Source organism: Variovorax sp. R-27, assembly GCF_049913215.1.
GTDB lineage: Bacteria > Pseudomonadota > Gammaproteobacteria > Burkholderiales > Burkholderiaceae_C > Variovorax.
This window is the reverse complement of sequence record NZ_CP183984.1, coordinates 3,146,242-3,171,270: the sequence shown is the minus strand read 5'-3', so window position 1 is coordinate 3,171,270 and position 25,029 is coordinate 3,146,242. Positions and strand designations below refer to the sequence as shown.

At 67.4% G+C, this 25,029-nt stretch carries 23 protein-coding genes, 2 tRNA genes and 1 riboswitch; of the genes, 19 read left to right on the top strand and 6 right to left on the bottom strand.

Translation table 11 applies throughout. The features are described from left to right. The first annotated feature begins 11 nt into the window (after nt 1-11). The 5 genes from ACN9MV_RS14730 to ACN9MV_RS14710 are packed head-to-tail and all read left to right on the top strand — an operon-like array spanning nt 12 to nt 4,370. A complete protein-coding gene (locus ACN9MV_RS14730) occupies nt 12-644 on the top strand; it encodes a phosphoadenosine phosphosulfate reductase family protein (protein WP_093174176.1) in 633 nt (210 codons plus the stop codon). Nucleotides 645-687: 43 nt separating this feature from the next. Next, a complete protein-coding gene (cysD, locus tag ACN9MV_RS14725; protein ID WP_093054501.1) occupies nt 688-1,629 on the top strand; it encodes a sulfate adenylyltransferase subunit CysD in 942 nt (313 codons plus the stop codon). After that, the gene (locus ACN9MV_RS14720) at nt 1,629-2,969 is read left to right on the top strand and encodes a sulfate adenylyltransferase subunit 1 (RefSeq protein WP_426392886.1); all 1,341 of its coding nucleotides are present in this window, start codon (nt 1,629-1,631) and stop codon (nt 2,967-2,969) included. The genes cysD and ACN9MV_RS14720 overlap by 1 nt, the downstream gene beginning before the upstream one ends. A gap of 43 nt (nt 2,970-3,012) precedes the next feature. Next, nucleotides 3,013-3,342 carry a ferredoxin FdxA gene (fdxA, locus tag ACN9MV_RS14715; protein WP_056599092.1) on the top strand — a complete coding sequence of 110 codons (330 nt, stop codon included), beginning with the start codon at nt 3,013-3,015 and terminating at the stop codon, nt 3,340-3,342. Further along, the gene (locus tag ACN9MV_RS14710) at nt 3,300-4,370 is read left to right on the top strand and encodes an NAD(P)/FAD-dependent oxidoreductase (RefSeq protein ID WP_426392884.1); all 1,071 of its coding nucleotides are present in this window, start codon (nt 3,300-3,302) and stop codon (nt 4,368-4,370) included. Before fdxA ends, ACN9MV_RS14710 begins: the two co-directional genes overlap by 43 nt. Here the strand turns inward: ACN9MV_RS14710 and ACN9MV_RS14705 are convergent. Then, nucleotides 4,367-5,671, bottom strand: coding sequence for an aspartate aminotransferase family protein (locus ACN9MV_RS14705; RefSeq protein ID WP_426392882.1), 1,305 nt, complete (start codon nt 5,669-5,671; stop codon nt 4,367-4,369). The two genes, ACN9MV_RS14710 and ACN9MV_RS14705, sit on opposite strands and share 4 nt — an antisense overlap. Nucleotides 5,672-5,785: 114 nt before the next feature. Between ACN9MV_RS14705 and ACN9MV_RS14700 the strand changes: the two genes are divergently transcribed. Continuing rightward, nucleotides 5,786-6,520 (top strand): TetR/AcrR family transcriptional regulator, encoded by a 735-nt coding sequence (locus ACN9MV_RS14700; RefSeq protein WP_426392880.1) that lies wholly within the window; start codon nt 5,786-5,788, stop codon nt 6,518-6,520. Here ACN9MV_RS14700 and ACN9MV_RS14695 read toward each other — a convergent pair. Next, nucleotides 6,507-8,399, bottom strand: a complete 1,893-nt coding sequence (locus ACN9MV_RS14695; protein WP_426392878.1) for an adenylate/guanylate cyclase domain-containing protein — start codon at nt 8,397-8,399, stop codon at nt 6,507-6,509. The two genes, ACN9MV_RS14700 and ACN9MV_RS14695, sit on opposite strands and share 14 nt — an antisense overlap. A gap of 201 nt (nt 8,400-8,600) precedes the next feature. Further along, a riboswitch (TPP riboswitch) is annotated at nt 8,601-8,701 on the top strand. A gap of 75 nt (nt 8,702-8,776) precedes the next feature. Between ACN9MV_RS14695 and ACN9MV_RS14690 the strand changes: the two genes are divergently transcribed. Then, on the top strand, nt 8,777-10,126 hold the full coding sequence (locus tag ACN9MV_RS14690) for a purine-cytosine permease family protein (RefSeq protein WP_426392877.1): 1,350 nt from the start codon (nt 8,777-8,779) through the stop codon (nt 10,124-10,126). Here the strand turns inward: ACN9MV_RS14690 and thiD are convergent. Next, entirely contained in the window at nt 10,065-10,919 is an 855-nt protein-coding gene (thiD, locus tag ACN9MV_RS14685) for a bifunctional hydroxymethylpyrimidine kinase/phosphomethylpyrimidine kinase (protein ID WP_426392875.1), read from the bottom strand. The two genes, ACN9MV_RS14690 and thiD, sit on opposite strands and share 62 nt — an antisense overlap. A 44-nt stretch (nt 10,920-10,963) precedes the next feature. On the opposite strand from thiD, the gene ACN9MV_RS14680 reads away from it, so the two are divergent. From ACN9MV_RS14680 to ACN9MV_RS14650, 7 genes are all read left to right on the top strand, one after another. Next, the gene (locus tag ACN9MV_RS14680) at nt 10,964-12,055 is read left to right on the top strand and encodes an FAD-dependent oxidoreductase (protein WP_426392873.1); all 1,092 of its coding nucleotides are present in this window, start codon (nt 10,964-10,966) and stop codon (nt 12,053-12,055) included. Beyond that, entirely contained in the window at nt 12,052-12,249 is a 198-nt protein-coding gene (thiS, locus tag ACN9MV_RS14675) for a sulfur carrier protein ThiS (protein WP_093074833.1), read from the top strand. The genes ACN9MV_RS14680 and thiS overlap by 4 nt, the downstream gene beginning before the upstream one ends. Before the next feature lie 18 nt (nt 12,250-12,267). Continuing rightward, on the top strand, nt 12,268-13,080 hold the full coding sequence (locus ACN9MV_RS14670; protein WP_093075251.1) for a thiazole synthase: 813 nt from the start codon (nt 12,268-12,270) through the stop codon (nt 13,078-13,080). Then, the gene (locus ACN9MV_RS14665) at nt 13,077-14,015 is read left to right on the top strand and encodes a thiamine phosphate synthase (protein ID WP_426392871.1); all 939 of its coding nucleotides are present in this window, start codon (nt 13,077-13,079) and stop codon (nt 14,013-14,015) included. The genes ACN9MV_RS14670 and ACN9MV_RS14665 overlap by 4 nt, the downstream gene beginning before the upstream one ends. Nucleotides 14,016-14,020: 5 nt before the next feature. Continuing rightward, nucleotides 14,021-16,147, top strand: a complete 2,127-nt coding sequence (locus ACN9MV_RS14660) for a TonB-dependent siderophore receptor (RefSeq protein WP_426392869.1) — start codon at nt 14,021-14,023, stop codon at nt 16,145-16,147. A 49-nt stretch (nt 16,148-16,196) separates the two neighbouring features. Then, nucleotides 16,197-16,272 (top strand) — tRNA-Asn (locus ACN9MV_RS14655). 162 nt (nt 16,273-16,434) lie between these two features. Continuing rightward, nucleotides 16,435-16,510, top strand: a tRNA-Asn gene (locus tag ACN9MV_RS14650). Between the two features lie 78 nt (nt 16,511-16,588). Here the strand turns inward: ACN9MV_RS14650 and ACN9MV_RS14645 are convergent. Continuing rightward, nucleotides 16,589-19,486 carry an autotransporter domain-containing protein gene (locus ACN9MV_RS14645; protein ID WP_426392867.1) on the bottom strand — a complete coding sequence of 966 codons (2,898 nt, stop codon included), beginning with the start codon at nt 19,484-19,486 and terminating at the stop codon, nt 16,589-16,591. 191 nt (nt 19,487-19,677) lie between these two features. Here ACN9MV_RS14645 and ACN9MV_RS14640 point away from each other — a divergent pair, with 191 nt between their 5' ends. Together ACN9MV_RS14640 and ACN9MV_RS14635 are read left to right on the top strand one after the other, a co-directional pair. Beyond that, complete coding sequence (locus tag ACN9MV_RS14640) at nt 19,678-20,541, top strand: AraC family transcriptional regulator (RefSeq protein WP_426392865.1); 864 nt, start codon at nt 19,678-19,680, stop codon at nt 20,539-20,541. Nucleotides 20,542-20,912: 371 nt separating this feature from the next. Next, nucleotides 20,913-21,314 (top strand): GreA/GreB family elongation factor, encoded by a 402-nt coding sequence (locus tag ACN9MV_RS14635; protein ID WP_093054479.1) that lies wholly within the window; start codon nt 20,913-20,915, stop codon nt 21,312-21,314. 27 nt (nt 21,315-21,341) lie between these two features. Here ACN9MV_RS14635 and ACN9MV_RS14630 read toward each other — a convergent pair whose 3' ends face one another. Then, complete coding sequence (locus tag ACN9MV_RS14630) at nt 21,342-21,560, bottom strand: hypothetical protein (protein ID WP_426392862.1); 219 nt, start codon at nt 21,558-21,560, stop codon at nt 21,342-21,344. A gap of 227 nt (nt 21,561-21,787) precedes the next feature. On the opposite strand from ACN9MV_RS14630, the gene ACN9MV_RS14625 reads away from it, so the two are divergent. Next, nucleotides 21,788-22,693, top strand: coding sequence for a CsgG/HfaB family protein (locus ACN9MV_RS14625; RefSeq protein ID WP_093054475.1), 906 nt, complete (start codon nt 21,788-21,790; stop codon nt 22,691-22,693). Nucleotides 22,694-22,720: 27 nt separating this feature from the next. Here the strand turns inward: ACN9MV_RS14625 and ACN9MV_RS14620 are convergent, their stop codons facing one another. Further along, nucleotides 22,721-23,125: a GFA family protein gene (locus ACN9MV_RS14620; RefSeq protein ID WP_426392861.1), complete on the bottom strand. Its 405-nt coding sequence runs from the start codon at nt 23,123-23,125 to the stop codon at nt 22,721-22,723. A gap of 87 nt (nt 23,126-23,212) precedes the next feature. On the opposite strand from ACN9MV_RS14620, the gene ACN9MV_RS14615 reads away from it, so the two are divergent. Together ACN9MV_RS14615 and ACN9MV_RS14610 are read left to right on the top strand one after the other, a co-directional pair. Beyond that, the gene (locus ACN9MV_RS14615; protein ID WP_426392859.1) at nt 23,213-24,199 is read left to right on the top strand and encodes a helix-turn-helix transcriptional regulator; all 987 of its coding nucleotides are present in this window, start codon (nt 23,213-23,215) and stop codon (nt 24,197-24,199) included. 124 nt (nt 24,200-24,323) lie between these two features. Then, a complete protein-coding gene (locus tag ACN9MV_RS14610; protein WP_093054469.1) occupies nt 24,324-25,028 on the top strand; it encodes a response regulator transcription factor in 705 nt (234 codons plus the stop codon). Nucleotide 25,029: the final 1 nt, after the last annotated feature.

Sequence of the window (25,029 nt, the reverse complement as noted above, 5' to 3'; positions counted from 1 at the left end):
GAACCTTCGACATGAGCATCGCCACGGACATCGACTTCGCACGCATCAACACCGAACTCGGCCGCAACGCCGAGGGCCTGGTGGACTGGGCGATCGGCCTGGGCCAGCCCGCGATCATCACCACCAACTTCCGGCCTTTCGAGGCCGTGATCCTGCACATGGTCACGCGCGCAAAGCGCGATGTTCCCGTGGTCTGGATGGACAACGGCTACAACACCGAGGCCACCTACCGCTTTGCCGACGAGGTGACGAAGCAACTAGGCCTGGACCTGCACATCTACCTGCCGCGCCGCTCGCGTGCGCATCGCGAAGCGGTCGAGGGCCCGACCCCGGCGCTCGACGATCCGCGCCATGCCGCCTTCACTGAAGAAGTGAAGCTGGAGCCCTTTGCCCGCGCGCTGCGCGAGACGGCACCGAAGGTCTGGTTCACCGCACTTCGGGCCACCGACACGGCCGTGCGCGCGCAGATGGACCCGGTCAGCGTCAATCCGGACGGCCTGATCAAGGTCGCGCCGCTGCTGCACTGGTCGTCCAAGGAGTTGTACGAGTACTGCGAGGCGCACGGCCTGCCGAACAACTTCGACTACGTGGACCCGACCAAGGGCGAAGACAACCGCGAGTGCGGATTGCATCTCGCGCACTGAGAGCCAACGGCTCACCGATCCTCTGCATCCAGCACCCCATCCGATGAACGCCCGTACCGAAACCGAACTGCTGCTGTCGCCAGCGCACCTCTCCAACACGCACCTCGATGCGCTGGAAGAAGAAACCATCTTCATCCTGCGCGAGGTCGCGGCCGCCTTCGAGCGCCCCACCCTGCTGTTCTCGGGCGGCAAGGATTCGCTGGTGCTGCTGAAGTGCGCGGAAAAGGCCTTCGGCGTGGGCCGCATTCCCTACCCGCTGCTGATGATCGACACCGGCCACAACTTCCCTGAAGTGACGGCCTATCGTGACCAGCGCGCAAAGGAACTGGGCGCCGAGCTGATCGTGCGCAGCGTCGAAGATTCGATGAAGCGCGGCACCGTGCGCCTGGCCCATCCGGGCGAGTCGCGCAATGCGCACCAGTCGGTGACGCTGCTCGAAGCGATCGAAGAATTCCGCTTCGACGCACTGATCGGCGGCGCCCGCCGCGACGAGGAAAAGGCCCGCGCCAAGGAACGCATCTTTTCGCACCGCGACAGCTTCGGCCAATGGCAGCCCAAGGACCAGCGCCCCGAGCTGTGGACGCTGTTCAACACCCGCCTTGCGCCGGGCGAGCACTTCCGCGTGTTCCCGATCTCGAACTGGACCGAACTCGACGTGTGGCAATACATCGAGCGCGAGCATGTCGGCCTGCCGTCGATCTACTACACGCACAAGCGTGAAGTGGTGGAGCGCCGCGGCCTGCTGGTGCCGGTGACCGAGCTCACCCCGCCGCGCGACGGCGAAACGGTACAGGTGCGCGACGTGCGCTTTCGCACCGTGGGCGACATCACGACCACCTGCCCGGTCGAGAGCCTCGCGGCCGACGCGGGCGACGTGGTGCTGGAGACGCTGTCGGTCGACGTCAGCGAGCGCGGCGCGACCCGCATGGACGACATGACGTCCGAAGCATCCATGGAAAAACGCAAGAAAGACGGTTACTTCTGATGAGCGCGACGACGACTGCTACCCCTGTGAACACCGACGTCCACGGCGACACCGGCACCGCGCTGCGCTTCATCACCTGCGGCTCGGTCGACGACGGCAAGAGCACGCTCATCGGCCGCCTGCTGGTCGACAGCAAGACCGTGCTGCAAGACCAGCTGGCCGGCGTGCAGCGCGGCGGCGAAACCGACCTCGCCCTGCTGACCGACGGCCTCTCGGCCGAGCGCGAGCAAGGCATCACGATCGACGTGGCCTACCGCTACTTCTCGACCGCCAAGCGCAAGTTCATCATCGGCGACGCACCGGGCCACGAGCAGTACACGCGCAACATGGTCACGGCCGCCTCGGCCGCCGACGCCGCCGTGGTGCTGGTCGACGCAACCAAGCTGGCCTGGGCCGCCGAAGTGGAAGACGGCACCGTGGTCAAGCGCGAACTGCTCCCGCAGACGCGCCGCCACACGCTGCTGTGCCATCTGCTGCGCGTGCAGTCGATCGTGTTCGCGGTGAACAAGCTCGACGCCATCGACGACGCCGGCCTCGCCTTCGAACGCATCTCGACCGCGCTGAACGCCTTTGCCGAAGCGGCTGGCGTGCAGGTGGCGGGCATCGTGCCGATCTCGGCGCTCAAGGGCTGGAACGTGGCCACGCGCCATGCCGACTGGGTCGGCTACGAAGGCCCGAGCCTGCTCGAGCTGCTCGAGGAGCTGCCCGTCACGGCGCAGGACGAGGACGTGCCCTTCGCCTTTCCGGTGCAGTGGGTCGAGAAGTTCTCTTCTTCCGCCGACACCTCGCAGGGCCGCCGCGTGTTCTGGGGCCGCGTCGCCTCGGGCCACGTGGAACCCGGCCAGCGCGTGACCGTGCTGCCGAGCAATCAGACCGCCACGGTCGCGCAGGTGCTGAGCCACACGCGCCAGCCGAAGGCGGTGCATGCAGGCCACAGCGCCGGCATCGTGCTCGACCGCGAGGTCGATGTGTCGCGCGGCGACTGGCTGCTGGCGCCCGGCGCCTTCGAGCCGGTGCGCGAGATCACCGCCACCGTGGCCTGGCTCGACGACGAGCCGCTGGTCGCGGGCCGCGTGTACTGGGCGCTGCAGGGTCACCGCTGGGTCAAGGCCAAGGTGGCGCGCATCGTCGATCGCGTGAACATCACGACGCTCGAATCGGAGCCGGCAACGCAGCTGGAAGCCAATGCCATCGGCGACGTGGTGCTGGCATTGCAGCAGCCGCTGGCCGTGCTTCCCTTCACGCAATCGCGTGCATTGGGCTCCCTGGTGCTGGTCGATACGGCCTCCCACAAGACCGCTGCTGCCGTGCTTGTGCAGCCCGCCGCCGCAAAGGCCTAAAATCTCGGGTTTCCCCCGATCTCACACTGACGTTAAAAGACAAATGACTCACGTCGTCTCCGAAGCCTGCATCCGTTGCAAATACACCGACTGCGTGGACGTTTGCCCCGTCGACTGCTTCCGCGAAGGTCCCAACATGTTGGTGATCGACCCGGACGAATGCATCGACTGCGCGGTCTGCATCCCCGAATGCCCGGTCAACGCGATCTACGCCGAGGAAGACCTGCCGGCCAACCAGATCGCCTTCATCAAGATCAACGCCGAGCTGGCCCTGGCCGACGGCTGGAAGAGCATCACCAAGCGCAAGCCCGCCCTGCCTGACGCCGAAGAGTGGAAAGACAAGACGGACAAGATCGGGGAGCTGGTGCGCTGAGCACCTTGGCTACCCCCATCGAAACCGACGCCCTGATCGTCGGTGCCGGCCCCGTGGGGCTGTTCCAGGCCTTCCAGCTGGGCCTGCTCGAAATCTCCTGTCATATCGTCGATGCACTGCCCGCCGCGGGCGGCCAGTGCGTGGCGCTGTATGGCGACAAGCCGATCTACGACATTCCCGGCACGCCGGTGACCAGCGGGCGCGGTCTGGCGCAGTCGCTGTTGCAGCAGGTGGCGCCGTTCAAGCCGCAGTTTCATTTCGGCGAGCAGGTTGCCACGCTGGAGCGCCAGGCTGACGACCGGTTGCTGCTGACGACTTCGGTCGGCACCGCCTTCCTGGCGAAGACGGTGTTCATCGCGGCCGGCGTCGGGGCCTTCGTACCCAAGCGCATCACCATCGAAGGCATCGCGCAGTTCGAAGGCAGCTCGCTCTTCTATCACCCCGATTCGCTGGACCGCTTCGCCGGGCAGACAGTGGTGGTGAATGGCGGCGACGACATCGCGCTCGAAACGGCCATCGCGCTCACGGCGATCGCGAAGCAGGTCACGCTGGTGCACCGGCGCGACGGCTTCCAGGCTGACGAGGCCAACATCTCAGCTATGCGCGCCCTCGTGGCCGCGGGCAAGCTGGCCTTCAAGGTCGGCCAGCCCACTGCCTTTGACGGCAAGCAACTGCAGATCACCACGCCTGACGCCACCACGGTCGATCTGCCGCTCGACGCGCTGATCGCATGCCTGGGCATCTCGCCGCGCCTCGGCCCCATCGCCGACTGGGGCCTGGAGTTGGAGCGCAAACAGGTGCCTGTCGACACCGAGAAATACGAAACCCGCGAGCGCGGTGTGTTCGCGGTGGGCGACATCAACACCTACCCGGGCAAGAAGAAGCTCATCGTCTGCGGCTTCCACGAGGCCACTCTGGCCGCCTGGGGCGCCACGGCCATCGTGTTCCCGGGCAAGGCCGTGCCGCTACAGTACACGACCACCAGCACGCGTCTGCACGAGCTGCTGGGCGTTTCCGGCTCCCGTTAACGCGCGCCAGGCAGCAGCGCCCGGTATTCGCCGATGAAGCTGCCGATGGCGGCCACGTAGCGGTCGATATCCGCATCCGCCAATGGCAGCGACAGCACGACGAAGCCGCGCGGCGAGGTGTAGATGCCCTCGCTCAGCAGGTGGAAAAAAAGCAGCTGACGCAGGCGGCCATCGACTGGTGCCAGATCGTCGACGCTGCGCACCTCGCCGCCCACGAAATGCGCGTTCATCAGCGAGCCCAGCCCGGTGAACTGCATCGCAACGCCCTCTTTCACGCACAGCGCATTGAGCCTCGCCCGCATCGCCTCGCCCCGCTCCGCCAGCGCGCCGGCCGCCTCGGGCGTGAACAGCTTGGTGAGGCCTGCATAACCGGCGGCCATCGTCAGCACGTTGTTGTTGAAGGTACCCGAGTGGGCCAGCGACCCGGTGCGCGGGTCGAACAGCGCCATCACGTCGGCACGCCCTCCGAAAGCGCCGAAGGACATGCCGCCGCCGATGTACTTGCCCAGTGTGGTGATGTCTGACCGAATGCCCAGCTTGTTCGCCAGCCCGTGCGGCGCCAGGCGGGAGGTCATCACCTCGTCGAAAACCAGCAACGCACCGACGCGCGTGGCCGATTCGCGCAGCGCCTGCAGGAAGTCGAGGCTCCCCGGAATGCAGCCGCTCGCCCCCTGCATCGGCTCGACCAGAACGGCGGCGATCTCGGCGCCGTGCCTTTCGATCTGCTCGCGCGCCGTTTGCGCATCGTTGTAGGGCAGCACCAGGAAATCGAACGGCACCGTCGTCGGCAGCGGCTTTGCGCCGAAACCCAGCACGCCACCGTGGTAGCCGCCCGCAAACACCACGATCTTGCGACGCCCCGTGAAGTGCAGCGCGGCAGTCAGCGCCATCAGGTTCGCCTCAGTGCCCGAGTTGGTGAAGCGCAACTGCTCGATCTGCGGAAAACGCTCACAGATAAGCCTTGCCAGCCGGCCTTCGAGCAGGTTGTGGCCCGTGAGGTTGATGCCGCTTTGCATCGCCTCGATGACGGCTTCACGGATCTCGGGTGCGGAGTGGCCGTAGACGCCGGCCGTGTACTCGGCGATGAAGTCGGCATAGCGGTGGCCGTCGGCATCCCACAGCGCAGCCCCCTCTCCCTTGGCAATGGTCAGCGGAAACGGCGCGTAGAACAGCACCGAACGGCTGTTGGCGCCGGGCATGTAGCGCGCCTGCTCCTCGAACTGATGGCGGCTGGCGGGGTTGCTCTCGGTGAAGCGCTGGTATGCGCCGGCAAGAGCCTGGTCGATGGCGGCATGGGTCATGGCGGATGTCCTTCGGGTGGTGATGCGATCGTCGTTTGCGGCGCAGTTTATTGGTCAGTGCTCAATTAATATTGTTTATACAGTCAACCCGGCTGCCGCACAATGGCCGCAACCATGACGAAGAAATCGCCTCCCAAGCCCCGTACGGCCGGCCGCCCCGCCGGCGGTGGCGGTCTGACGAAACAACGCATCGCCGAAGTCGCACTGGCGCAGATCGACGAATTCGGCCTGGGCGCCTTCAGCATGCGCGAGGTCGCGGCGCGGCTCGATGTCTATCCGGCCACCGTGCACTGGCACGTGAGCACGCGCGAGGCACTGCTGGCCGAAGTGGCCGCCACCGTCATGGCCGAAGTCACGCCGCCGCCCGGCAAGCTCGACTGGCAGGCATGGATCACCGAACTGTTCCGCCGCTGCCGCACCGCGGTGCGGCGCCACCCGAACGTGGCGCAGCTGCTGGGCGCGCAGCTGGTGTCGAACGGCAGCCTGCCGATCGAGCTGGTCGAAGGCGTGCTGGCGGCGCTGACCGAGGCCGGCTTCGAGGGCGAGCCGCTGCTGGAGGCCTACAACTGCGTGGTCGCCGCAATGCTGGGCTTCCTGACGATGGAGTTCTCGCCCCTGCCCGTGGACAACACCCAGGCCTGGGCCGAGGAGCTGCGCGAGCGCGTGCACACGATTCGCCCACTCGACCACCCGGTGCTCACGCGCAACCTGGCGCAACTGGCCAACAAAGCCTTCATCCTGCGCTGGGATAACGGCACCACCGTGCCGCTCGACAGCAGCTTCGAGCGACACATCCAGATCACCATCGACGGGCTGGAGGCGTTCGCGCGCAAGGTCAGGGCTGCGTAGGCCCGAACAGCTCGTACAGCACCATGCGCGCCTGCCTGCCGCGCAGCTCGGTCGTTTCCTCGATGCGGCGGGTGGCGAGCCGCCCACCCAGTCCCTCGAATGTCGTCTGCGAGATCAGCGTACGCGTGCCCAGTTCCTTGTTGGCGCCCTCGATGCGGCTTGCCGCATTGATCGCGTCGCCGATGGCGGTGTAAGACAGCCGGTTGCTCGACCCGAGCACGCCCGCGATCACGTGGCCGGTGTGGATGCCTACGCGCGTGCGGAACTCGTGCAGGCCTTCGCCCCGCCACTTGCCGTTGAGCACGTCCATTTCGGCATGCAGTTCGAGCGCCGCGACGCAGGCCCGGTATTCCGCATCCTCCAGGTCGGACGGCGCGCCCCACAGCACCATGATGCCGTCGCCCATGAACTTGTCGACCACGCCGCCATGCCGCGCAAAGATACCGGCCGCCAGGTTGAAGTACTCGGTCAGCTGCCTCACGAGCACGTCGGCTTCCATCGATTCGGAGATGGTGGTGAAGCCCTCCACGTCGGTGAACATCGCGGTGATGCGGCGCGGCGAGCCGCTGGGCGCGAGCGCGTGGCCCTCGGCGACGAGCTGGCGGATGATGTCCACCGGCACGAACTTGCGAAAGGCCTGCAGGCTGCGCGCCGATTCGTCCAGCGCCTGGTTCAGATGCTGGATCTCCAGAACCCGGCTCGGCTCGAGCGGCAGGTTGTCTAGCTCCAGCCGCCCGATGCGGCGCGCGACAAGCGCGAGGTTTTCGATCGGCTGGGTCACGAGCTTCGACAGCCGCAGCGAGATGAACAGCGCGATGCCGAGAAAACTCAGCGTCAGCAGCAGCGCCCAGAGCACCGAACGATGCAGGCCCCCGAGCAGCAGGTCTTCGGGCTCCCAGCTGACGAGTTGCCACCGGGTGTGCGGGATGTGCGAGGTCTGCACGAGGTATTTGCGCCCTTCATGCTCGATGGAAAAAGCCATGTCGTCGGCGCCACCCGCCTTGCCCGCGGCAAGCATGCGCGCATGCAAGGCACCAAGCACGCCGGTGTCTGGCGACTCCAGTTCGCGCACCGGGTCGGGGTGGTCGCTGCGCGCGATCACGTGATGGTCGGCGCTCAGCAAGGCGCTCTCGCCGGTCCCCAGCGCGCCGAAGATGCGCACGAGCTTCGACAGATGCCCCAGCGACACGTTGCCGTCGATCACGAGCCGGCGTGTGTGCCCCTCGTCATCGACACGTGCGCTGGGCAATGAATGGCCGATTGCAAGCTCCTGTGAGTCGCTCATCAGGAAAGGCTGGGTCCACACGGGTCCATGCGCCTTCATGGCCTCCCGGTACCAGGTGCGCTTCTCGGGGTCGAAGTCGCTGCGATAGGCCGTGATGGCCGTCGTAGCAAAGCGCTGCTTCGCGTCGCCGCCCTCGGCGTCGGGCGAGCGCTTGTACTGCCAGGTTTCGGTGCTGAAGTCGGGGCCGCGCAACACCTGCCGGATAGCCGGGGTCGGGTAGCGCACAGCCATCAAGACGTGGCCGTCGTCGGTGGCCACGTTGATGCTGTCGAGCTCGGGGGTCTGCTCGAGCATGGTCCAGAGCATCTCGGCGGTCTGTTCGCCATCCTCGCCGGTGGCGTGCACGCTGGGAGAGTCGGCAATCGATCGGATGACTCCCTCGGTCTTGGCGAGGAAGGCGAGCACGTTGTCCTCGACCCGGTCATGGTTGATCTTGTGCGAGGCCGTGCCCACCCTGGACACCAGCTTCTCAGCGGCCCAGTAGCCGAATGCCACCAGCAGCAGCGACTGCAACAGCGCGACGGCGCAGATGATGGTGCCTACGTCGACCCTGAAGCGCCGTAGGCCGGTGCCAGCGAAATCCCTATCTGCCATGCAAGTCCTTCTTCATTTCTTGTTCCTGCTCGCTTATCGGCGCGCGCTCCCGTTTCTTTGATTGGCAGTTCTTCTTTGGACGCCGATTCTCTCGTGGCCTGTGCACGCTCTGCGGGTTTTCCCTGCCTCGCAAAGGCACGCATGCTGTTGCGGCTTCCCCGCAGGGGATAAACTCCGGCCCGCGCCGTGGGTTCCTCGCGGCGTACTTGCTAGGGGTGTTGGGCGGCTTGCCGTCCGGCTGAGAAAGTCCCTTTGAACCTGATTGAGGTAATCCTCGCGCAGGGAAGCTGGTCCGGTGGCCTCTCACGTTCTCTCGCGTGACGGCCGTGTCGCTCGGGCCCCGCCCACCTGCCAAACCTTTGCACTGGAGCAAATGGATGGCAAACGACAACAACAACGACGCGACCGTCTCGAACGAGGCGCTGACGCCGCTGCCCGCGTCCCAACGCGTGTTCGGCTGGCACGACCATGCCTCGCTCTGGTTCAGCCTCGGCGTGGGCCTGCTGGTGATGCAGATCGGCGCCTACCTCGTGCCGGCCGTGGGCACGCGCGATGCGGTCATTGCCATCGTGCTCGGCTCCTGCGTCGGCGCCGGCCTGCTGGCCTGGACCGCGCGGCTGGGCTGCGAGAGCGGCCTGGCGAGCGCCGGCCTGATGCACGCCACCTACGGAAGCGCCTTCGCCCGGCTGCCGGTGCTGCTCAACATCGTGCAGCTGGTGGGCTGGACCACCTTCGAACTGGTCATCATGCGGGAAGGTACGCAGGCCATCGGCCAGTCGGTGGTCGGCCCCTCGCTGGGCACCGCCTGGGGCGGCGTGCTGACCACGCTGCTGTGGGGCGCGGTGCTGCTGGCGCTGCTCGCGGGCTCGATGGTCAAGCTGGTGAGGCGCTTCGTGAGCCGCTTCGGCTTGCCGCTGGTGGTGCTGTCGCTGCTCTGGCTCACATGGCAATTCGCGACACGGCTGCAAGCCAAGGGCCTGGATGCCTTCTGGGCACGTCCGGGCGACGGCACGATGGGCATGTTCAGCGCGCTCGATCTCGTGATTGCGATGCCGGTGTCGTGGCTGCCGCTGGTGGCCGACTACGCGCGACACGGCAAACGCAGTGCACCCGGCAAGGGCGGCCTGGGCAGCGCGTTCAGCGGCACCTGGATCGGCTATGCGCTGGCGAACATCTGGTGCTACGCATTGGGCGTGATGGTGGTGAGCGTGGCCGAGCCCGGCGTGAGCCTCGTCACCGCGCTGCTGCTGGCGCAAGGCGGACTGGTGGCGCTGGGCCTGATCCTGATCGACGAGCTCGACAACGCGTACGGCGATGTCTATTCGGGCTCGGTCTCCACGCACAGCCTGCTGCCGCGATGGAGCGTGAAGCGCTGGGGCCTGCTGCTGGCCGCGCTGTGCATCGCATTGGCGCTGGTGCTGCCGATGCACACGCTGGAGCCCTTCCTGCTGCTTCTGAGCTCGGTGTTCGTGCCGCTGTACGGCGTGATCATCGGGCGGCTGGGCAGCGGCCAGTCGGTATCACTGGCCGGTACGCGCCAGATCGACTTCGGCGCGGCGCTGATCTGGATCGCGGGCATCGCGGCGTATCACGCGCTGGCCAAGTGGGCGCCGCAGTTCGGCTCTGCCCTGCCAACGCTGGCGGCGACCTTCGTGCTGGCCTGGCTCAGCCGGCCGAAGCTGACAACGGCAGGCGGTGCGTCGGCACTGGCGCAAAGCCGTGGTTGAGGGGGCCATGACCCGCGCCGATCTTCACATCCGCACCGGCAGCCATCGCGCCGAGGATGTAGGCGCGTGCCCGCTCGACCGCCTCGGGCAGCGCCGCACCCAACGCAAGGTGCGCGGCAATGGCGGACGACAGCGTGCATCCCGTGCCGTGCAGGTTGCGGCTGGCAATGCGCCTGGAAGCCAGGCGCCTGCGCTCACCGCCGGATTGCAGCAGCACGTCGACCACCTCATCGCCCGGCAGATGGCCGCCCTTGAGCAGCACTGCCTTCGCGCCGAGCGCGAGCAACTCGTTTGCCGCGTCATCGAGCGCATCGACGCCATCGATGGCATGGCCGATCAGCAAGGCCGCCTCGTCGAGATTGGGCGTGACGACCACGGCGCGCGGGAACAGTTCGCGCACCAGCACCTGCACCGTCTCGGCGGCGATCAGGCGGTCGCCGCTGGTGGCGACCATCACGGGGTCGAGCACCACGTTCTTCAGCTGGTAGCGGTCGATGGCCCAGGCCACCACCTCGACCACCTCGGGCGCATGCAGCATGCCGAGCTTGACGGCATCGACGCCGATGTCTTCCACCACGGCCTGGATCTGCGCCTTGAGGAAATCGGGCGGCACACCGTGGATGCCCGATACGCCGAGCGTGTTCTGCGCGGTGAGCGCGGTGATGGCCGTCATGCCGTAGCAGCCAAGGGCCGCGAAGGTCTTGAGATCGGCCTGGATGCCGGCGCCGCCGCCGCTGTCGGAGCCGGCGATGGAAAGCACGCGTGCGTAGCGCTGGGTGGGTCCTTGGGTCATGCCGAAAATTATCGGCGGTATCGGCAATGCGAAGGAGCACGGCTGTGAGCCTTCCTTTTCAATCGGCCGCCATCCTCGGCGCGGGCCTCATGGGCCGCCTGCTGGCGGCAACGCTCGCGCAGGCTGGCTGCAAGGTCGATGTGCTCGAAGCTGGCAGTCCCGATGCCGAAGGCGCAGCCGCACGCGTGGCCGCGGCAATGCTCGCGCCGCTTGCCGAATCGGCCGTGGCGCCGGTGTCGGTCGTGCGCATGGGGCAGCACGCGCTCTCGCGCTGGCCCGAACTGCTGGCCTTGCTGGCGCAGCCCGTTTTTTTCCAGCGCGAGGGCACGCTGGTGCTCTGGCACCGGCAGGACAGCGCCGAAGCCGCGCGGCTTGCACGCGTGCTCGCCCGCACCGGCGCGCAGGTGCCCGAACTCGCGCCAATGCAGACGCTCGACGGCCCGGCCATCACAGCGCTGGAACCTTCACTGGGCCAGCGCTTTGCGCAGGGCCTGTTCCTGCCCGGCGAAGGCCAGCTCGACAACCGTGCGCTGCTGGCCTCGCTGCTCGCGACGCTGCAGGCCAGCCCTCGTGTCACGCTGCACTGGCAATCGCCACGCGCACCGTCTGATTTTTCACCCGGCACGACAGGCCAGCCCGACTGGGTGATCGACTGCCGCGGCCTCGGCGCCAAGCCCCAGTGGAGCGCGCTGCGCGGCGTGCGCGGCGAAGTAATCCGCGTCCATGCGCCCGAAGTGAGCCTGCAACGCCCCACCCGCCTCGTGCATCCGCGCTACCCGCTCTACATCGCGCCCAAGCCCGGCAACCTGTTCGTGATCGGCGCGACCGAGATCGAGTCCGAAGACATGTCGCCCGCCAGCGTGCGCTCAACGCTCGAACTGCTGAGCGCCGCCTATGCCGTGCACAGCGGCTTCGCCGAAGCGCGCATCGTCGAGATCGCCACGCAGTGCCGCCCCACGCTGCCCGACAACCTGCCCGCCATCCGCCAGCCGCAGCCGCGCGTGCTGCAGATCAACGGCCTGTACCGCCACGGTTTCATGATCGCGCCCGCGCTGCTCGACGCCGCGATGGAGCTGCTCGCGCACGGCCACTCGGCCCTCGCAAGGAGCTTCGGCATGGAGATCTCCGACACATGAACATCCTGATCAACGACAAGCCTTTCGTGCTGCCCGACCACGCCACGCTCACCGATGCGCTGGCCGCACTGAACGCCACGCCGCCTTTCGCGGTGGCCGTGAACCGCGAGTTCGTGCCGCGTTCGGCGTATGCCGCGCGCGCACTGCAGTCCGACGACCGCATCGAAGTGATCCGCCCCGTGACGGGCGGCTGAATGATGGAGACAAAGAACATGACGACCACGAACGACCCACTGGTGCTCTACGGCGAAACCTTCCAGAGCCGCCTGCTGCTCGGCACTGCGCGCTACCCCTCGCCCGACTTGCTCGAAGCCGCCGTGAAGCGCGCAAGGCCAGCGATGTTGACCGCATCGCTGCGCCGCCAGACTGCCAGCCAGGGCTCGGGCAACAGCGACCTTGGCAACGGCTTCTGGGAGTTGCTGCGCAAGCTCGACGTGCCGGTGCTGCCCAACACCGCCGGCTGCCACAGCGTGCAGGAAGTGATCGCCACCGCGCAGATGGCGCGCGAGCTGTTCGACACGCCGTGGATCAAGCTCGAGCTGATCGGCGACGACTACACGCTGCAGCCCGACACGCTGAACCTCGTCGATGCGGCCTCGCAGCTGATCCGCGACGGCTTCAAGGTGCTGCCCTATTGCACCGAAGACCTGGTGCTGTGCCAGCGACTGGTCGATGTCGGCTGCCAGGCGGTGATGCCATGGGCCGCACCCATCGGCACCGGCCGCGGGCCGGTCAACCCCTATGCGCTGCAGGTGCTGCGCGATCGGCTGAAGGTGCCGATGCTGGTCGACGCGGGCCTGGGGCTGCCGTCGCATGCCTGCCAGGTGATGGAATGGGGCTACGACGGCGTGCTGCTCAACACAGCCGTTGCGCTGGCGCAAGACCCGGTCGCGATGGCGGGCGCTTTCGCCGACGCGGTGCAGGCTGGCCGCACCGCATATCGCGCCGGCGCCATGGCAGCGCAAGACGCCGCCCAGCCGAGCACGCCCGTACTCGGCACGCCCTTCTGGCATCACGCACCATGAGCACCGCGAGCGACGCCCGCGCCATCGCGCACGCCATTGTCGCGGCCCACGGGCTGCGCTTTGGTGCCATTACATCCGCGCCCATCAGTGCACCGAACTTCTCTTCGGACGATCCGGTCTACCGCGGCGCCAAGCAGGCCTGCACGGCCCTCGGCTTCATCGAGATCGATGCCGAATGCCTGGCCCATGCCTGGCGCGCACAGACACAACGCCTGAGCAACTTCGACGCCACGCTGTGGCCCGACGCGCCCGAAGACTTCGGCATGCGGCCGTTTCCACCCACCGCGCGCGATGACGCATTTCCGACCTGCCCCGAACGGCTCGGCCTGTATGCCGTGCTGCCCGACGCGCAATGGGTCGGCCGCATGGCGCGTGCAGGAGTACCGACGGTGCAGCTGCGCTTCAAGTCCGACGATGCTGCTGCCATCGAGCGCGAAGTGCAGGCGGCCGTCGAAGCGGTGCAAGGCACCGGCGCGCTGCTCTTCATCAACGACCACTGGCAGGTCGCCACCGCGGCCGGCGCCTACGGCATCCACCTCGGCCAGGAAGACCTGGACGCGCTCTCGCCCGACGAACTGGCGCAACTGCGCGCTTCGGGCCTGCGGCTGGGCGTCAGCACGCACGGCTATGCCGAGATGGTGCGCGCCGACAAGGTGAGCCCGAGCTACATCGCGATGGGCGCGGTGTACCCGACCACGCTCAAGAAGATGGCCACCGCGCCGCAGGGCGCGGCCCGGCTCGGCGCCTATGCACGCCTGCTGCGCGGCTATCCGCAGGTCGGCATCGGCGGCATCGATGCCGTGCGGCTGCCCGAGGTGCTGGCCACCGGCGTCGGCTCCGTCGCCGTGGTGCGCGCGCTGGTCGCGGCCGAAGACCCCGAGGCCACGGCCGCGCAATGGATGGCAGCCATGAGCGCCGCCACGGTCAGCAACTGAACAGAATGAAGCAACATACCCTCTCGCCTCTCTCGTGCGCCATCGCCGCCGCCCTTCTTGCCACGGCCTGGAGCGCCAACGCGCAACAGGCCGCGCTGCCTGAAGTCACCGTCAACGACGCGGCCGCAGCGCCGCAAGCCGACGTCAGCGGCTTTGGCGACGTGCCGCTGCGCGAGCTGCCGATCTCGGCTACGGTGATCGACAGCAAGCAGCTGCGCGACAGCGGCGCACGCCGGCTCGCCGACCTCACGCAGTTCGACGCCTCGGTCACAGACGCCTACAACTCCGCGGGCTACTGGGACTACCTCACGGTGCGCGGCTTCGTGCTGGACAACCGCTTCAACTACCGGCGCGAAGGCCTGCCGATCAGCGCCGAGACATCGATTCCGCTCGACAACAAGGAGCGCGTCGAAATCTTGCGCGGCACCAGCGGCATCCAGGCCGGCACCAGCGCGCCGGGCGGGCTGGTCAACTACGTCGTGAAGCGGCCCACCGAGCAGGACCTGCGCACGGTGCGCATCGAGACCACGAGCCGTGGCAGCGTGCTCGGCGCGCTCGACCTCGGCGGGCGCTTCGGTGAAGACCGCCAGTTCGGCTACCGACTCAACGTGGCGAGCGAAAACCTCAAGCCGCTGACGCACAACCTCGACGGCAACCGCAACCTGTTCTCGCTCGCGGCCGACTGGCGCATCACGCGCGACTCAGTGCTGGAGTTCGAGATCGAGCAAAGCCGCAAGACGCAGCCGAGCCAGAATGGCTACAGCCTGCTGGGCAACGTGCTGCCGGCACCGGTCGACCCGCGCATCAACCTCAACAACCAGCCGTGGTCGCAGCCCTCGGTGTTCAAGGCGCTGACGGGCACGGTGCGCTTCAGCCAGGCTCTGAATGCCGACTGGCGCTGGAGCGCGCAGATCGGCCAGCAGCGGCTGAAGAGCGACGACCGGCTGGCCTACGCCTTCGGCTGCAGCGCCGAAGGCAACTACGACCGGTATTGCTCGGACGGCACCTTCGACGTCTACGACTTCCGCAGCGACAACGAGCGCCGCACGCAGACGGCGGGCAGCCTCAACCTCAAGGGCAATGTGATGACGGGCAGCGTGCGGCACGAGCTCGGCTTCGGGCTGCTGCAAAGCCGCGTGCGCAACCGCTTCGACAACCAGGCCTACAACTACGCGGGCACCGGCAACATCTGGGGCACAGCCGTGGTGCCGGCGAGCCCGGACGCCACCACGCCGCAGACCAACCGCGACGAGCGCTCGACCGAACTGTCGGTGCAGGACGCGATCCGCTGGAACGATCGCTTCACCACCTGGCTCGGCGTGCGCCACACGCGGCTCGACCGCAGCAGCATCGGCAACGACGGCTCGAGCCCGACCGGGTACAAGCAGGACGTGACCACGCCGTGGATCGCGGCGAGCTACACCATCCAGCCGGGGCTGCTGGCCTATGCAAGCTGGGGCAAGGGTGTCGAGTCGCAGGTCGTGCCGAACAGGGTCTCGCAGTACAGCAACGCGGGGCAGGCACTGCCCGCGCTCACCTCACGCCAATGGGAACTGGGCCTGAAGGGCGGCAGCGAGGCCTTCAACTGGCAAGTGGCGTGGTTCGACATCTCGCGGCCGATGACCAACATCGACCTGTGCGGCGCTTATTGCGAAGTGCGCAACGACGGGCGCGCGGTGCATCGCGGCCTGGAGGCCGGTGCGCAATGGAGCCAGGGGCCGTGGCGCGTCGGTGGTAGCGTCGGGGTGATCGATGCCAAGCGGCGCGGCAGCACTGCGAATCCGGCGCTCAATGGGCAATCGCCGACCAACGTGCCCAAGGAAGTGCTGCGTGCGCAGGCTGCGTACCGCGTCGCATCGGTGCCGGGCCTTGAAATCGCGGGGCAGCTTTCGTATGAGGGCCGGCGCAACGTGCTGCCCGATGGTTCGATCACGCTGCCTTCGTGGACACGCGTCGATGCGGTGCTGCGCTACGACACCAAGCTGCGCGGCGTGAACACGAGCTGGACGCTTGCCGTCGACAACCTGTTCGACCGCCGCTACTGGAAGGAATCGCCCTACCAGTTCAGCCACGTGTATCTGTTCCCGGGTGCGCCGCGCACGCTGCGTCTGGGCCTGAGCGTTGCGCTTTGAACGCACTCTTGAGAAGTTGTAAAAAAGCACGCTATAATCTAAGGCTTGTTCCTCGATAGCTCAGTTGGTAGAGCGCCGGACTGTTAATCCGTAGGTCCCTGGTTCGAGCCCAGGTCGAGGAGCCAATACAAAGCCGCAAGGCCTCTGAATGCCCCGCTACTCAAAAGGTAGCGGGGCATTTTCAATTGCGCTGTGGCGGAGGTGTTGCGGGCAGTCATCGCACCGACGCAAAAAATGCAGCCGGCCGGCCAGGATCGACAAATCCATTGCATATAATTTGAGGCTGTTCCTCGATAGCTCAGTCGGTAGAGCGCCGGACTGTTAATCCGTAGGTCCCTGGTTCGAGCCCAGGTCGAGGAGCCAATACAAGCCGCAAGGCCTCTGGAAAGCCCGCTGTCTTTTATGGACAGCGGGCTTTTTCTTTTTCTTCGCTTCACAACGCTACCAGCGCGCGCGCACGCCAGCAGACCCTTGCAACGACGACCGTGCCCGCGTGTCGCCGCCCATCGCATAGAGGCGACCGATCTCGCCATAGACACTGGCGGCTCGCGAAAGCGGCAAGGTAAATCCACCGGCCAGCTCCACGCTGCGGTAGCCGGTGGCACTGGCGATGCGCGTGACGGCCGCCGCGTTGATGAACTGCGCGACGTCGGTGCCCGCGCTGGCGCTGTAGAGGTTCAGGCGTGCATAGGGCTGCAGCAGGCCGGCGGCCGTTGCAACTTCACCGCGCACGCGTACGCCAAGGCGGCCTAGCCAACCGCCACCGGTTTGCTGCGACACATTGGCACCGGAGAGAACTGCGTCGTCGAGCTTCAGCTTCTGATAGACGACCTGGGCCTGCGGCTCGATGCGCCAGCCCGGAGCGAGCCCGAAGGCCTGTCCGACCTCCAGCGACGCCAGCAGGCTGCGGCCCTTGCCCCAGCTGGCCTGGTTGCCCGTCGCTTCAACGCCGTAGCGGTGGCTGCCGCCCTGCAGGACGGCGTCGGCATAGCGATCGTTCTCATCGTCCTTCCACGTGGCGTAGGCCGCCAGGTAGCGCGAGCGCAGGTCGTTGCTGCCCACAGTGCCCTGCACGCCACGCGCAAAGCCTTGCACGCCGACGCGGCCTTCGAGCTGGCCGACGTACACACCGGCGCGCCATGCCGAGCCCGTTGGCGCATACAGGTCCACACCGGTCTGGAAGCCGCGCAGGCGCCCGTCGCTTGAGGGCGCGACCGTGCCCTGCTGGCGCAGGTCGATGTCGGCGTACACCAGCCGGCCCCATGCGGCACGCTGGCCCTGCGGCGCACTTTCATTCGACGCGACACCATCGCCATCGCCCATGCGCCGGTGCAGGTTGCCCAGCATCGCCAGATCGGCCCGCCGAAGTTGCGACGGCAGCGCGGCGAACAGGGGAACCTCGGCGCGGTAGGTTGGCAAGGTCGCGGTGGCCGGGCCTGTCGGACTCGCGGTCGCCGGCGCGGTCGAGCGCAGGTACCAGTTCTCGCCGGCCCCTGAGGCGTCCGCGCTGTAGAGGCGGTACTCGTAGGCGCCGGCGTCCACATGGCCGCCAGCCAGGGAGAAGCCATTCTTCGTGGTCTGCGCCGTGGTCGTCGCTCCATTGATGGCGCTCACGAGCATGATGCCGTCGCCCGTCGTCAATGCGCCGAGGCCGCCTGCATTGCTCACTTGCAGCGTGGTGGTGCCACTCACGGTGCCTGCGTTGATGACGATGCGATCAGTCAGTGAGCCGGAGTCCCCGAGGGCAGTGCGCATGCCCACGATGCCGCCCTGCCCCACCCAGTTGCCGTTGACGGTGAGCGTCTGCGGCACGAAGCCTGAGCCCGCAGAGCCCGGCGGCTGGAAGTCGATTCGCCCCGCGAGCGTCACGCTGCTCAGCGACGAGCTGCCTGTCATCGTCCAGCGGCTCGTGGCATCGACGGTGAGGTCCACCGGATCGATGCTGCCCGCGAGGCTGGAACCGTTCAACAGGCGCATGTCGACGACGCTGGTGGTGTCCGTCACGACGTTGCCGCTCAGCGTGCTGCGATCGGCGGTGAAAGTGAGGCTGCTGCCGTTTAGTGCCTGCAGCAGGTTGCCGGAGCTGCTGGCGGTGGCGCTCGTGTTCTTCAATGTGAGCACCGCGCCAGTGGCTGCATCGACGCGCACGAGGTCGCCCGATGCGCTTGTGATTGCAAAGCCGTCGAAGCTTGCCGTCTGGCCCGAGCCCGAGAGAAAGCCCAGCGCACTGCCAGCGGCGGTGATGGAGCCGGTGCCGGTGGCGCTGATCGAAGGGCTGCTGGCGAGCATCGCGGCGCCGTAGCTGCTGGCGTCGGTGGTGGTGATCGCGAGCGAGCCCGTCGCGTTGATCGCGCCGCCGCCGGTGACCAGCAGGCCCGCGGCGTACGACTCCTGCGTGCCGCTTGGCGTGTTCGCCTGAGTGACGCCGGTAGCCTGGATCGCCACGGGGCCCGCCAGGTTCACCTGCGAGCCGGCATCGCGCACCGAGATGCCGATGCTGTTGATGCCGCTCGAATGGATCGTGGTGCTCGACGATGCGGCGGCCGTTGCCACGCCGCCCGTGACCGCACGGATGCCCGACCCGTTGAGGCCCGAGTTGTTCAGGCTTGCCGTGCCCGTGTAGGTGATGGTTCCGGCGCTGGTGATCTTGAGCGCCGAGGCCTGCTGGCCGCTCACGCTCAGGTTCAGGCTGCCGTTGAGTTGCGCGGTGCCGCCAAGATCGGTCGCGATCGCATCGGACCTCGAGTCGCCAGCCGCGCTGATGACCATCGCACCGTTCGACACGAGGCTCGCCCCCGTAGTCATGCGAATGCCGGGAGAGTACGAAGCCCCGGCTCCCATGGTGATGCTGGTGTCGCCGTTCAGGATGACGCGGGTGTTCGCCAGCTCCGCGTAAATGCCGTAGTTGCTGGCCCCGTTGGACAGCGTGATCGACAACGGCCCGTTCACGGTGACGGTGCCCCCGCTCGCCGCGCGCAGGCCGCGGATGCCCGTGCTTGCGCCGGGGCGGTCCAGCGTCAGGCCACCAAGCAGGTTGATCTGCGAGCCGGTGCCCGTCGCGTACACGCCGTTGATGCCGCTCTGGGACATCGTCATGGTGATGAGGCCCGCGGCATTGACGATGCCGCCGCCCGATGCGCCCAGTGCTGATTGCCCCCCGGGCACGCCGCTGCTGCCGTAGCTGCCGGCCGCGCTGCACACGGAGCCCGCCGTGGCCTGCAGTCTCACGCCCGAAGTGCTGGTGCAGGCCGCCATCGCGTCGCCCGCCGACCACAGCAGCGCGCCGAAAAGGCATGTGCGGGGAAGGACACCAAGGGCGAAGAAATGCGGGTGCTTCAAAGACGGCTCCAGATGCACGCCATGACGATGGTGTGACAGACCGCAACTCTAGATTAGCACCAATGTATTCAATTGTGAACAAATCCGCGTTTGGAGCCTTTCTTCGGGCAGATCAGCAAGCCCCGGCATCTTTTTGAATATGCGCAAAGTCGGCTAAGTACGGGCCCCGCGAAGCGCGCAAACTCCCGCGCATGGAAAGCCGTCGAACCGAGCAGGACTACCGGGCCCGCGTGGCGCGCGCGGTCGCGGCCATCGTCGCGGACCCGATGGCCGATCACCGGCTCGAAGACCTCGCGCGGCTCGCGCACTTCTCGCCCTTTCACTTTCACCGCGTCTACGCAAGCGTGGCCGGCGAAACGGTGGCCGCCACGGTCCGCCGCGTGCGGCTGGCGCTCGCCACCCGCCTGCTGGAAGGCGGTACCCAGAGCGTCACGCAGGTCGCGCTGGCCGTGGGCTACGAGAGCCCGCAAGCCTTCACGCGCGCCTTCGGCCAGTTCACCGGACAGTCGCCGCGCGCATTCCAGCAGCAGATGGCGCGAGCGATCCTCGACGTCGATGCGCTGCCGCGTTCCGGTGAGAACAACGAAGGCGCTGCACCGGCCGTGCGGATCGTCGAGTGCCCGGCGCAGCGGCTGCACGCGCTGCGGCACCAGGGGTCGTTCGCGACCATTCCCCATACCCATCGGCGGCTGCGCCTGCAGGCCGGTGGGCGAGTCATCTCGGACCGGTGGGGCGCCTCGTTCAACGAACCCGAAGACTCGGCCAGCTTCAGGTACTACGCCGCCGTCGCATCGCCCGACCCTTGGCCGGAAGACGCCGAGGTCCAGATGCTCGACATTCCCGGTGGCTGCTACGCCGTGCACCGCCTGGCCGGCCCCTACTCCCAGATCAACGCGGCCGTGCGCGCCCTCTATGTCCGGTGGCTGCCGGCCAGCGGCTACGAGCCGGACGACCGGCCCACGCTGGAGCACTACCTGAACTCGTCCCGCAAGGTCTCGCCGGCCGAACTGCGCACCGATCTGCTGATTCCCATCCGACGCGCGAGCGCTTCGTGACCTTGTCGCAGGTGCTGGCTTTCCTCAGGCAGCACCTCGGACCACACCGCGCTTATCGGCAAGGCACGTGAGGCCATTGCTTGATGGTCTCGCAGCACGTCCCTACACTCGTCCGGATGGCCCCCTCGTCCGTGTTCCGCAAACACCCTGCACGCGCAGCCCTGCCCCAGGTAGTGGCCAGCCGTCGCGCGGGTGTTGCCGCTGCGGCGACCACGGCGGTCTTGCGACACACCTGCGCACTTTCCTGAGCCCGGCGGTCCGCTACCTTCCTTCCTGATGCGCGAACCATTGACCGCCGGGCACGCGCCGCGCGGCAGCGACTTCGCCCGCTCTCCTGCACAGGGCGAGGTCGCATTCAACTGGAGTGCTTCATGCTTGCAACCATTCACGGGGAGCGCACGCTCACCGAACTCGACTTCGTCCGTCTCGGCAAACTGCCGGGCCAGCAGCTTCCTCCCGCGCTCACCGAGCTTCTCGATGCGGCGGACGTGCTGCCCTCGCGCGAGGTACCTCCGGACATCGTGACGATGAATTCCCAGGTGGAGGTGGAAGACCCTGCCACGCACCAGCGGCAGAAGATCACCCTCTGCTACCCCGGCGACGCGCAGCCGGGTGAGGGCTTCGTCTCGGTGCTGTCGCCCGTAGGTATCGGCCTGCTGGGCGTGAGAACGGGCACGCTCGCACGCTGGCAGATGCCCAACGGCGCGGAAGGCGCGGCGCGCGTGGTCGCTGTGCTGTTCCAGCCGGAGGCCAACGGCGAATACACGCGTTGACGATGCCTGTGCCTCCAGGTCGGTCGATCAGTGCTTCATGACGACGCCGGTGCGGTCCTTTGCGCTGTCGATGGTCGCGCTCACGGCGCTGGTGTTGACGGCCAGGGCCACCAGGATGGAGCCGACGAAAGCCGGGTCGGCGGCTCCGGCGAAGTTCGAGGCCCCTGCGATGGCCAGGGCTTGCTGCACCTGCTGGCGGGTCAGTGCCGCTGCCGCTTCTCCAACGACGTTCTTCCTGGTTGCCATCTGAAAGCTCCTCGGAGTGAAGGCCCGACTGTAGCTGTCGGGTGGGCCACGCCCGCATGCCCATGACTTTCGGCACTGGTGCACCGGACACACGGAATGTATGTTCGCGCGGTCGCCGGCGGCGCGTCGAATCGGGAGGTCGTACAGGCCATGGCAATTCCATCTTCGGTCTTGATCAAGCGACGTCCGCACCGGGCATCTCATTCTTTTCACCTGACAGATCGGACATGGCTTTTTCCAAACTCTCTCTCGCAAGTGCACTCGCGGGCCTGCTGGCCCTTTCAGGCTGCCAGACCATGGACATGCAAATGGGCAGCCAGTCGGCCAAGACCGTGGCCACCGGCAGCGCCGCAGGCAGCGCAACCTCCGGCGAAAGCAGCCAGCTCGAGCGCTGCGATTCGCCACTCGGCACGGTCTCGCTGATCGAGAACGTGAATGCGGGCTGGTACACCATCCTCACCGGCGAATACAAGCTGCCTCCCACTGCCAACCTGCTGCGCCTGCTGGTGCAGCAATCGAACTGCTTCGTGGTGGTCGAGCGCGGTGCAGCCGGCATGAACGCCATGACGCGCGAGCGCGCGCTGATGCAGTCGGGCGAGATGCGCGGCGGCAGCAACTTCGGTCGCGGCCAGATGGTGGCTTCCGACTACGGCCTGTCGCCCGAGATCGTCTTCAGCAACAGCGACGCCGGCGGCCTGGGTGGCGCTCTTGGCGGCCTGGTGGGTGGCGGCCGCGGCCGCGCCATCGCCCAACTGGGCGCGAGCATGCAGACCAAGGAAGCCAGCGCGCTGCTGACCCTGATCGACAACCGCTCTGGCGTGCAGGTTGCGGCCGCCGAAGGCAGCGCCTCCAAGACCGACTTCGCGGGCTTTGCGGGCCTGGGCGGCCTTTCCGCCGCGGGCGGCATTGGTGGCTACACGCGCACGCCGCAGGGCAAGGTGATTGCCGCGGCCTTCATGGACGCGTTCAACCAGATGGTCCGCTCGCTGCGCAACTACAAGGCGCAGACGGTGCGCGGCCAGGGCCTCGGCGGTGGCGGCCGCCTGGGCGTGGACGGCGGTGCGGCGCCCTCGCAAACCTCGGCGCCGGGAGCTGCAAAGCAGCAGCGCCGCAGCAGCAAGCAGGCGCAGTAGCGCACATCGCCGGCCTGCCCGCCTCGTTCAGAGGTAGCGCGTTTCGGCCGGCGGCTCGAACCAGTTGTTGTTGCGCCCGTCCATGTACCGGACGGGTGCCGCCGACAGCTCTTGCTGCGTGACGTCGTCCAGGCAGCTCACGTTCACGCTGACGTAGGCACCACCGATCTCGGGCACATTGCCGCGCCCGAACGACCGGATGCCGCAGTGCCTGCAGAACAGGTGCTCGGTGCTGTGCGTGTTGAACTGGTACAGCGACAAGTCTTCTTCTCCCGACAGCAGCGTGAAGGCCTCCGGCTTCACGATCGCGCCCCATGCGCGGGCCTTGGTGCAGATCGAGCAATTGCATTTGCCCGTGCCCTCGGCGAGATCGATCAAGGCCTGGAAGCGAACCTTGCCGCAATGGCAGCTGCCGTTGTATGTCTTCTTCATGGGTCTGTGTCCCGGGGTTGAGATGAAAGCCAAGGCTACGACCCATTGCGGACAGATCCTGTCCTCGATCGCGGGCATCATGCGCACATGCTGTCTGCCTCTGCACGCCTGATCCGGCTTCTTTCGTTGTTCCAGGCACAACGCTCCTGGACGGGCGCCGAACTCGCCGCCCGGCTCGAAATCACCGAGCGCACCTTGCGCCGCGACGTGGACCGCCTGCGCAGCCTCGGCTACACGGTCGACTCCACCTCCGGCGTGGCAGGCGGCTACCGGCTGGGCGCGGGCACTGCCCTGCCCCCGCTGCTGCTGGAGGACGAAGAAGCCATCGCCGTCGCGCTCGGCCTGGGCAACCCGGTCGGCGCCGCGGGCGACATCGAGAACGCCTCGATGCGCGCGCTGGCCAAGCTCGAACAGCTGATGCCGCCGCGCCTGCGCCGCCGGCTCGACAGCGTGCGCGCGTCGGTGGTGCCGGTGCTGCGCGGCAAGTCGCCGGTGCGCCTGAAGGCCGTGTCCTTTCTTGCCGAGGCCTGCACCGACCGGCTCGAACTGCGCTTCGGCTATCGCGACCACCACGACGCCGTCACCGAACGCACGGTGGATCCGCACCGCGTGGTGCAGACCGGGCAGCGCTGGTACCTGCTGGCCTGGGACACGGCGCGGCAGGACTGGCGCACCTTCCGCCTCGACCGCATCGTCGAACCCACGCCCACCGGTGCGCGATTCACGCCGCGCCGACTGCCCCACGGCGACGTCGCGGCCTACATGGAACACGCGCTGCAGGTGTCGCCCTATCTGCACCATGCGCAGGTCGTGGTGCATGCATCTGCCAAGGCGCTCGAGCCGTACCTCGGCTGGGTCAGCGGCACACCGCAGGCCATCGACGAAGGCTCTACGCGCATCGCCACCGGCGCCAATTCGCTCGACGCGCTGGCCGTCTGGCTTGGCTGCCTGCCGCATGACTTCGAGGTCGAATCGCCGAAGGAACTGGTCGAGCACCTGGCGCTCGTGGCCGAGCGGCTCGGCAAGGCGGCGCGCAAGCCACGGAAAGCGGTGGGCCGCCTCCCCCGTATATAGGATGGGCGGCACGTGGGCTGCCCTCTACTCTTTGCGCCATCCAGCAGCAACCCAGAGCCTTCTCCATGCGCCTCGCCCCCACGTCCTGCATGAGCGCATACAGCCTCCCCGGGCCGGCGCAAGCATGACCGCAGAAACACAGGTTGCCCTCGTCGAAGACGACACCGGCATGCGCGAGCGCATCTCGCGCGTGGTCGATGCCGACCCGTCGCTGAGCCTGGCCTACAGCGCCTCCAACGCCGCCGACATCCTCGGCTGGCTGGTCGACAACCCCATCGACGTGCTGCTGGTCGACCTCGGCCTGCCCGACCGCCCCGGGCTGCAGGTGATCAGCCAGTGCCGCAACATGCAGCCGGCCTGCGCGGTGATGGTGCTGTCGATCTTCGGCGACGAGGCCAACATGGTCCAGGCCTTCGAGGCCGGCGCCAGCGGCTACCTGCTGAAGGACGGCACCGAGGCCGACCTCGCCACCCACATCCGCCACCTGCGCGCCGGCGGCTCGCCGATGTCGCCGGTGATCGCGCGCAAGCTGCTGCGGCGCTGGCAGGCTCATTCGGGCGGAGCGCCACGGCAACAGCAACCCGCTGCCGCCAAGCCCGCCAGCACCGCACCGAGCGCTTCGACGATCGCTCCCGAACGCCTGTCGCCACGCGAGTTCGAGGTGCTCGACCTGGTCTCTCGTGGTTTCACCTATGTCGAAGTCGGAACGCAGATGGGAGTCTCGGCGTCGACGGTCCAAACCCATATCCGCAATATCTACGGCAAGCTGGATGTGCACAACAAATCGGAAGCGGTGTTCGAGGCGCGCAACCTCGGTTGGCTTCCCTAGT

What these genes read in the sequence shown, in the direction of transcription:
- ACN9MV_RS14615 (WP_426392859.1), top strand. Translation starts at nt 23,213, where the DNA reads ATGCTGTCTGCCTCTGCACGCCTGATCCGGCTTCTTTCGTTGTTCCAG.
- ACN9MV_RS14625 (WP_093054475.1), top strand. Translation starts at nt 21,788, where the DNA reads ATGGCTTTTTCCAAACTCTCTCTCGCAAGTGCACTCGCGGGCCTGCTG.
- ACN9MV_RS14665 (WP_426392871.1), top strand. Translation starts at nt 13,077, where the DNA reads ATGAGCACCGCGAGCGACGCCCGCGCCATCGCGCACGCCATTGTCGCG.
- ACN9MV_RS14640 (WP_426392865.1), top strand. Translation starts at nt 19,678, where the DNA reads ATGGAAAGCCGTCGAACCGAGCAGGACTACCGGGCCCGCGTGGCGCGC.
- ACN9MV_RS14610 (WP_093054469.1), top strand. Translation starts at nt 24,324, where the DNA reads ATGACCGCAGAAACACAGGTTGCCCTCGTCGAAGACGACACCGGCATG.
- ACN9MV_RS14730 (WP_093174176.1), top strand. Translation starts at nt 12, where the DNA reads ATGAGCATCGCCACGGACATCGACTTCGCACGCATCAACACCGAACTC.
- thiD (WP_426392875.1), bottom strand. Translation starts at nt 10,919, where the DNA reads ATGACCCAAGGACCCACCCAGCGCTACGCACGCGTGCTTTCCATCGCC.
- cysD (WP_093054501.1), top strand. Translation starts at nt 688, where the DNA reads ATGAACGCCCGTACCGAAACCGAACTGCTGCTGTCGCCAGCGCACCTC.
- ACN9MV_RS14700 (WP_426392880.1), top strand. Translation starts at nt 5,786, where the DNA reads ATGACGAAGAAATCGCCTCCCAAGCCCCGTACGGCCGGCCGCCCCGCC.
- ACN9MV_RS14690 (WP_426392877.1), top strand. Translation starts at nt 8,777, where the DNA reads ATGGCAAACGACAACAACAACGACGCGACCGTCTCGAACGAGGCGCTG.
- ACN9MV_RS14630 (WP_426392862.1), bottom strand. Translation starts at nt 21,560, where the DNA reads ATGGCAACCAGGAAGAACGTCGTTGGAGAAGCGGCAGCGGCACTGACC.
- ACN9MV_RS14695 (WP_426392878.1), bottom strand. Translation starts at nt 8,399, where the DNA reads ATGGCAGATAGGGATTTCGCTGGCACCGGCCTACGGCGCTTCAGGGTC.
- ACN9MV_RS14705 (WP_426392882.1), bottom strand. Translation starts at nt 5,671, where the DNA reads ATGACCCATGCCGCCATCGACCAGGCTCTTGCCGGCGCATACCAGCGC.
- ACN9MV_RS14660 (WP_426392869.1), top strand. Translation starts at nt 14,021, where the DNA reads ATGAAGCAACATACCCTCTCGCCTCTCTCGTGCGCCATCGCCGCCGCC.
- thiS (WP_093074833.1), top strand. Translation starts at nt 12,052, where the DNA reads ATGAACATCCTGATCAACGACAAGCCTTTCGTGCTGCCCGACCACGCC.
- fdxA (WP_056599092.1), top strand. Translation starts at nt 3,013, where the DNA reads ATGACTCACGTCGTCTCCGAAGCCTGCATCCGTTGCAAATACACCGAC.
- ACN9MV_RS14635 (WP_093054479.1), top strand. Translation starts at nt 20,913, where the DNA reads ATGCTTGCAACCATTCACGGGGAGCGCACGCTCACCGAACTCGACTTC.
- ACN9MV_RS14670 (WP_093075251.1), top strand. Translation starts at nt 12,268, where the DNA reads ATGACGACCACGAACGACCCACTGGTGCTCTACGGCGAAACCTTCCAG.
- ACN9MV_RS14620 (WP_426392861.1), bottom strand. Translation starts at nt 23,125, where the DNA reads ATGAAGAAGACATACAACGGCAGCTGCCATTGCGGCAAGGTTCGCTTC.
- ACN9MV_RS14720 (WP_426392886.1), top strand. Translation starts at nt 1,629, where the DNA reads ATGAGCGCGACGACGACTGCTACCCCTGTGAACACCGACGTCCACGGC.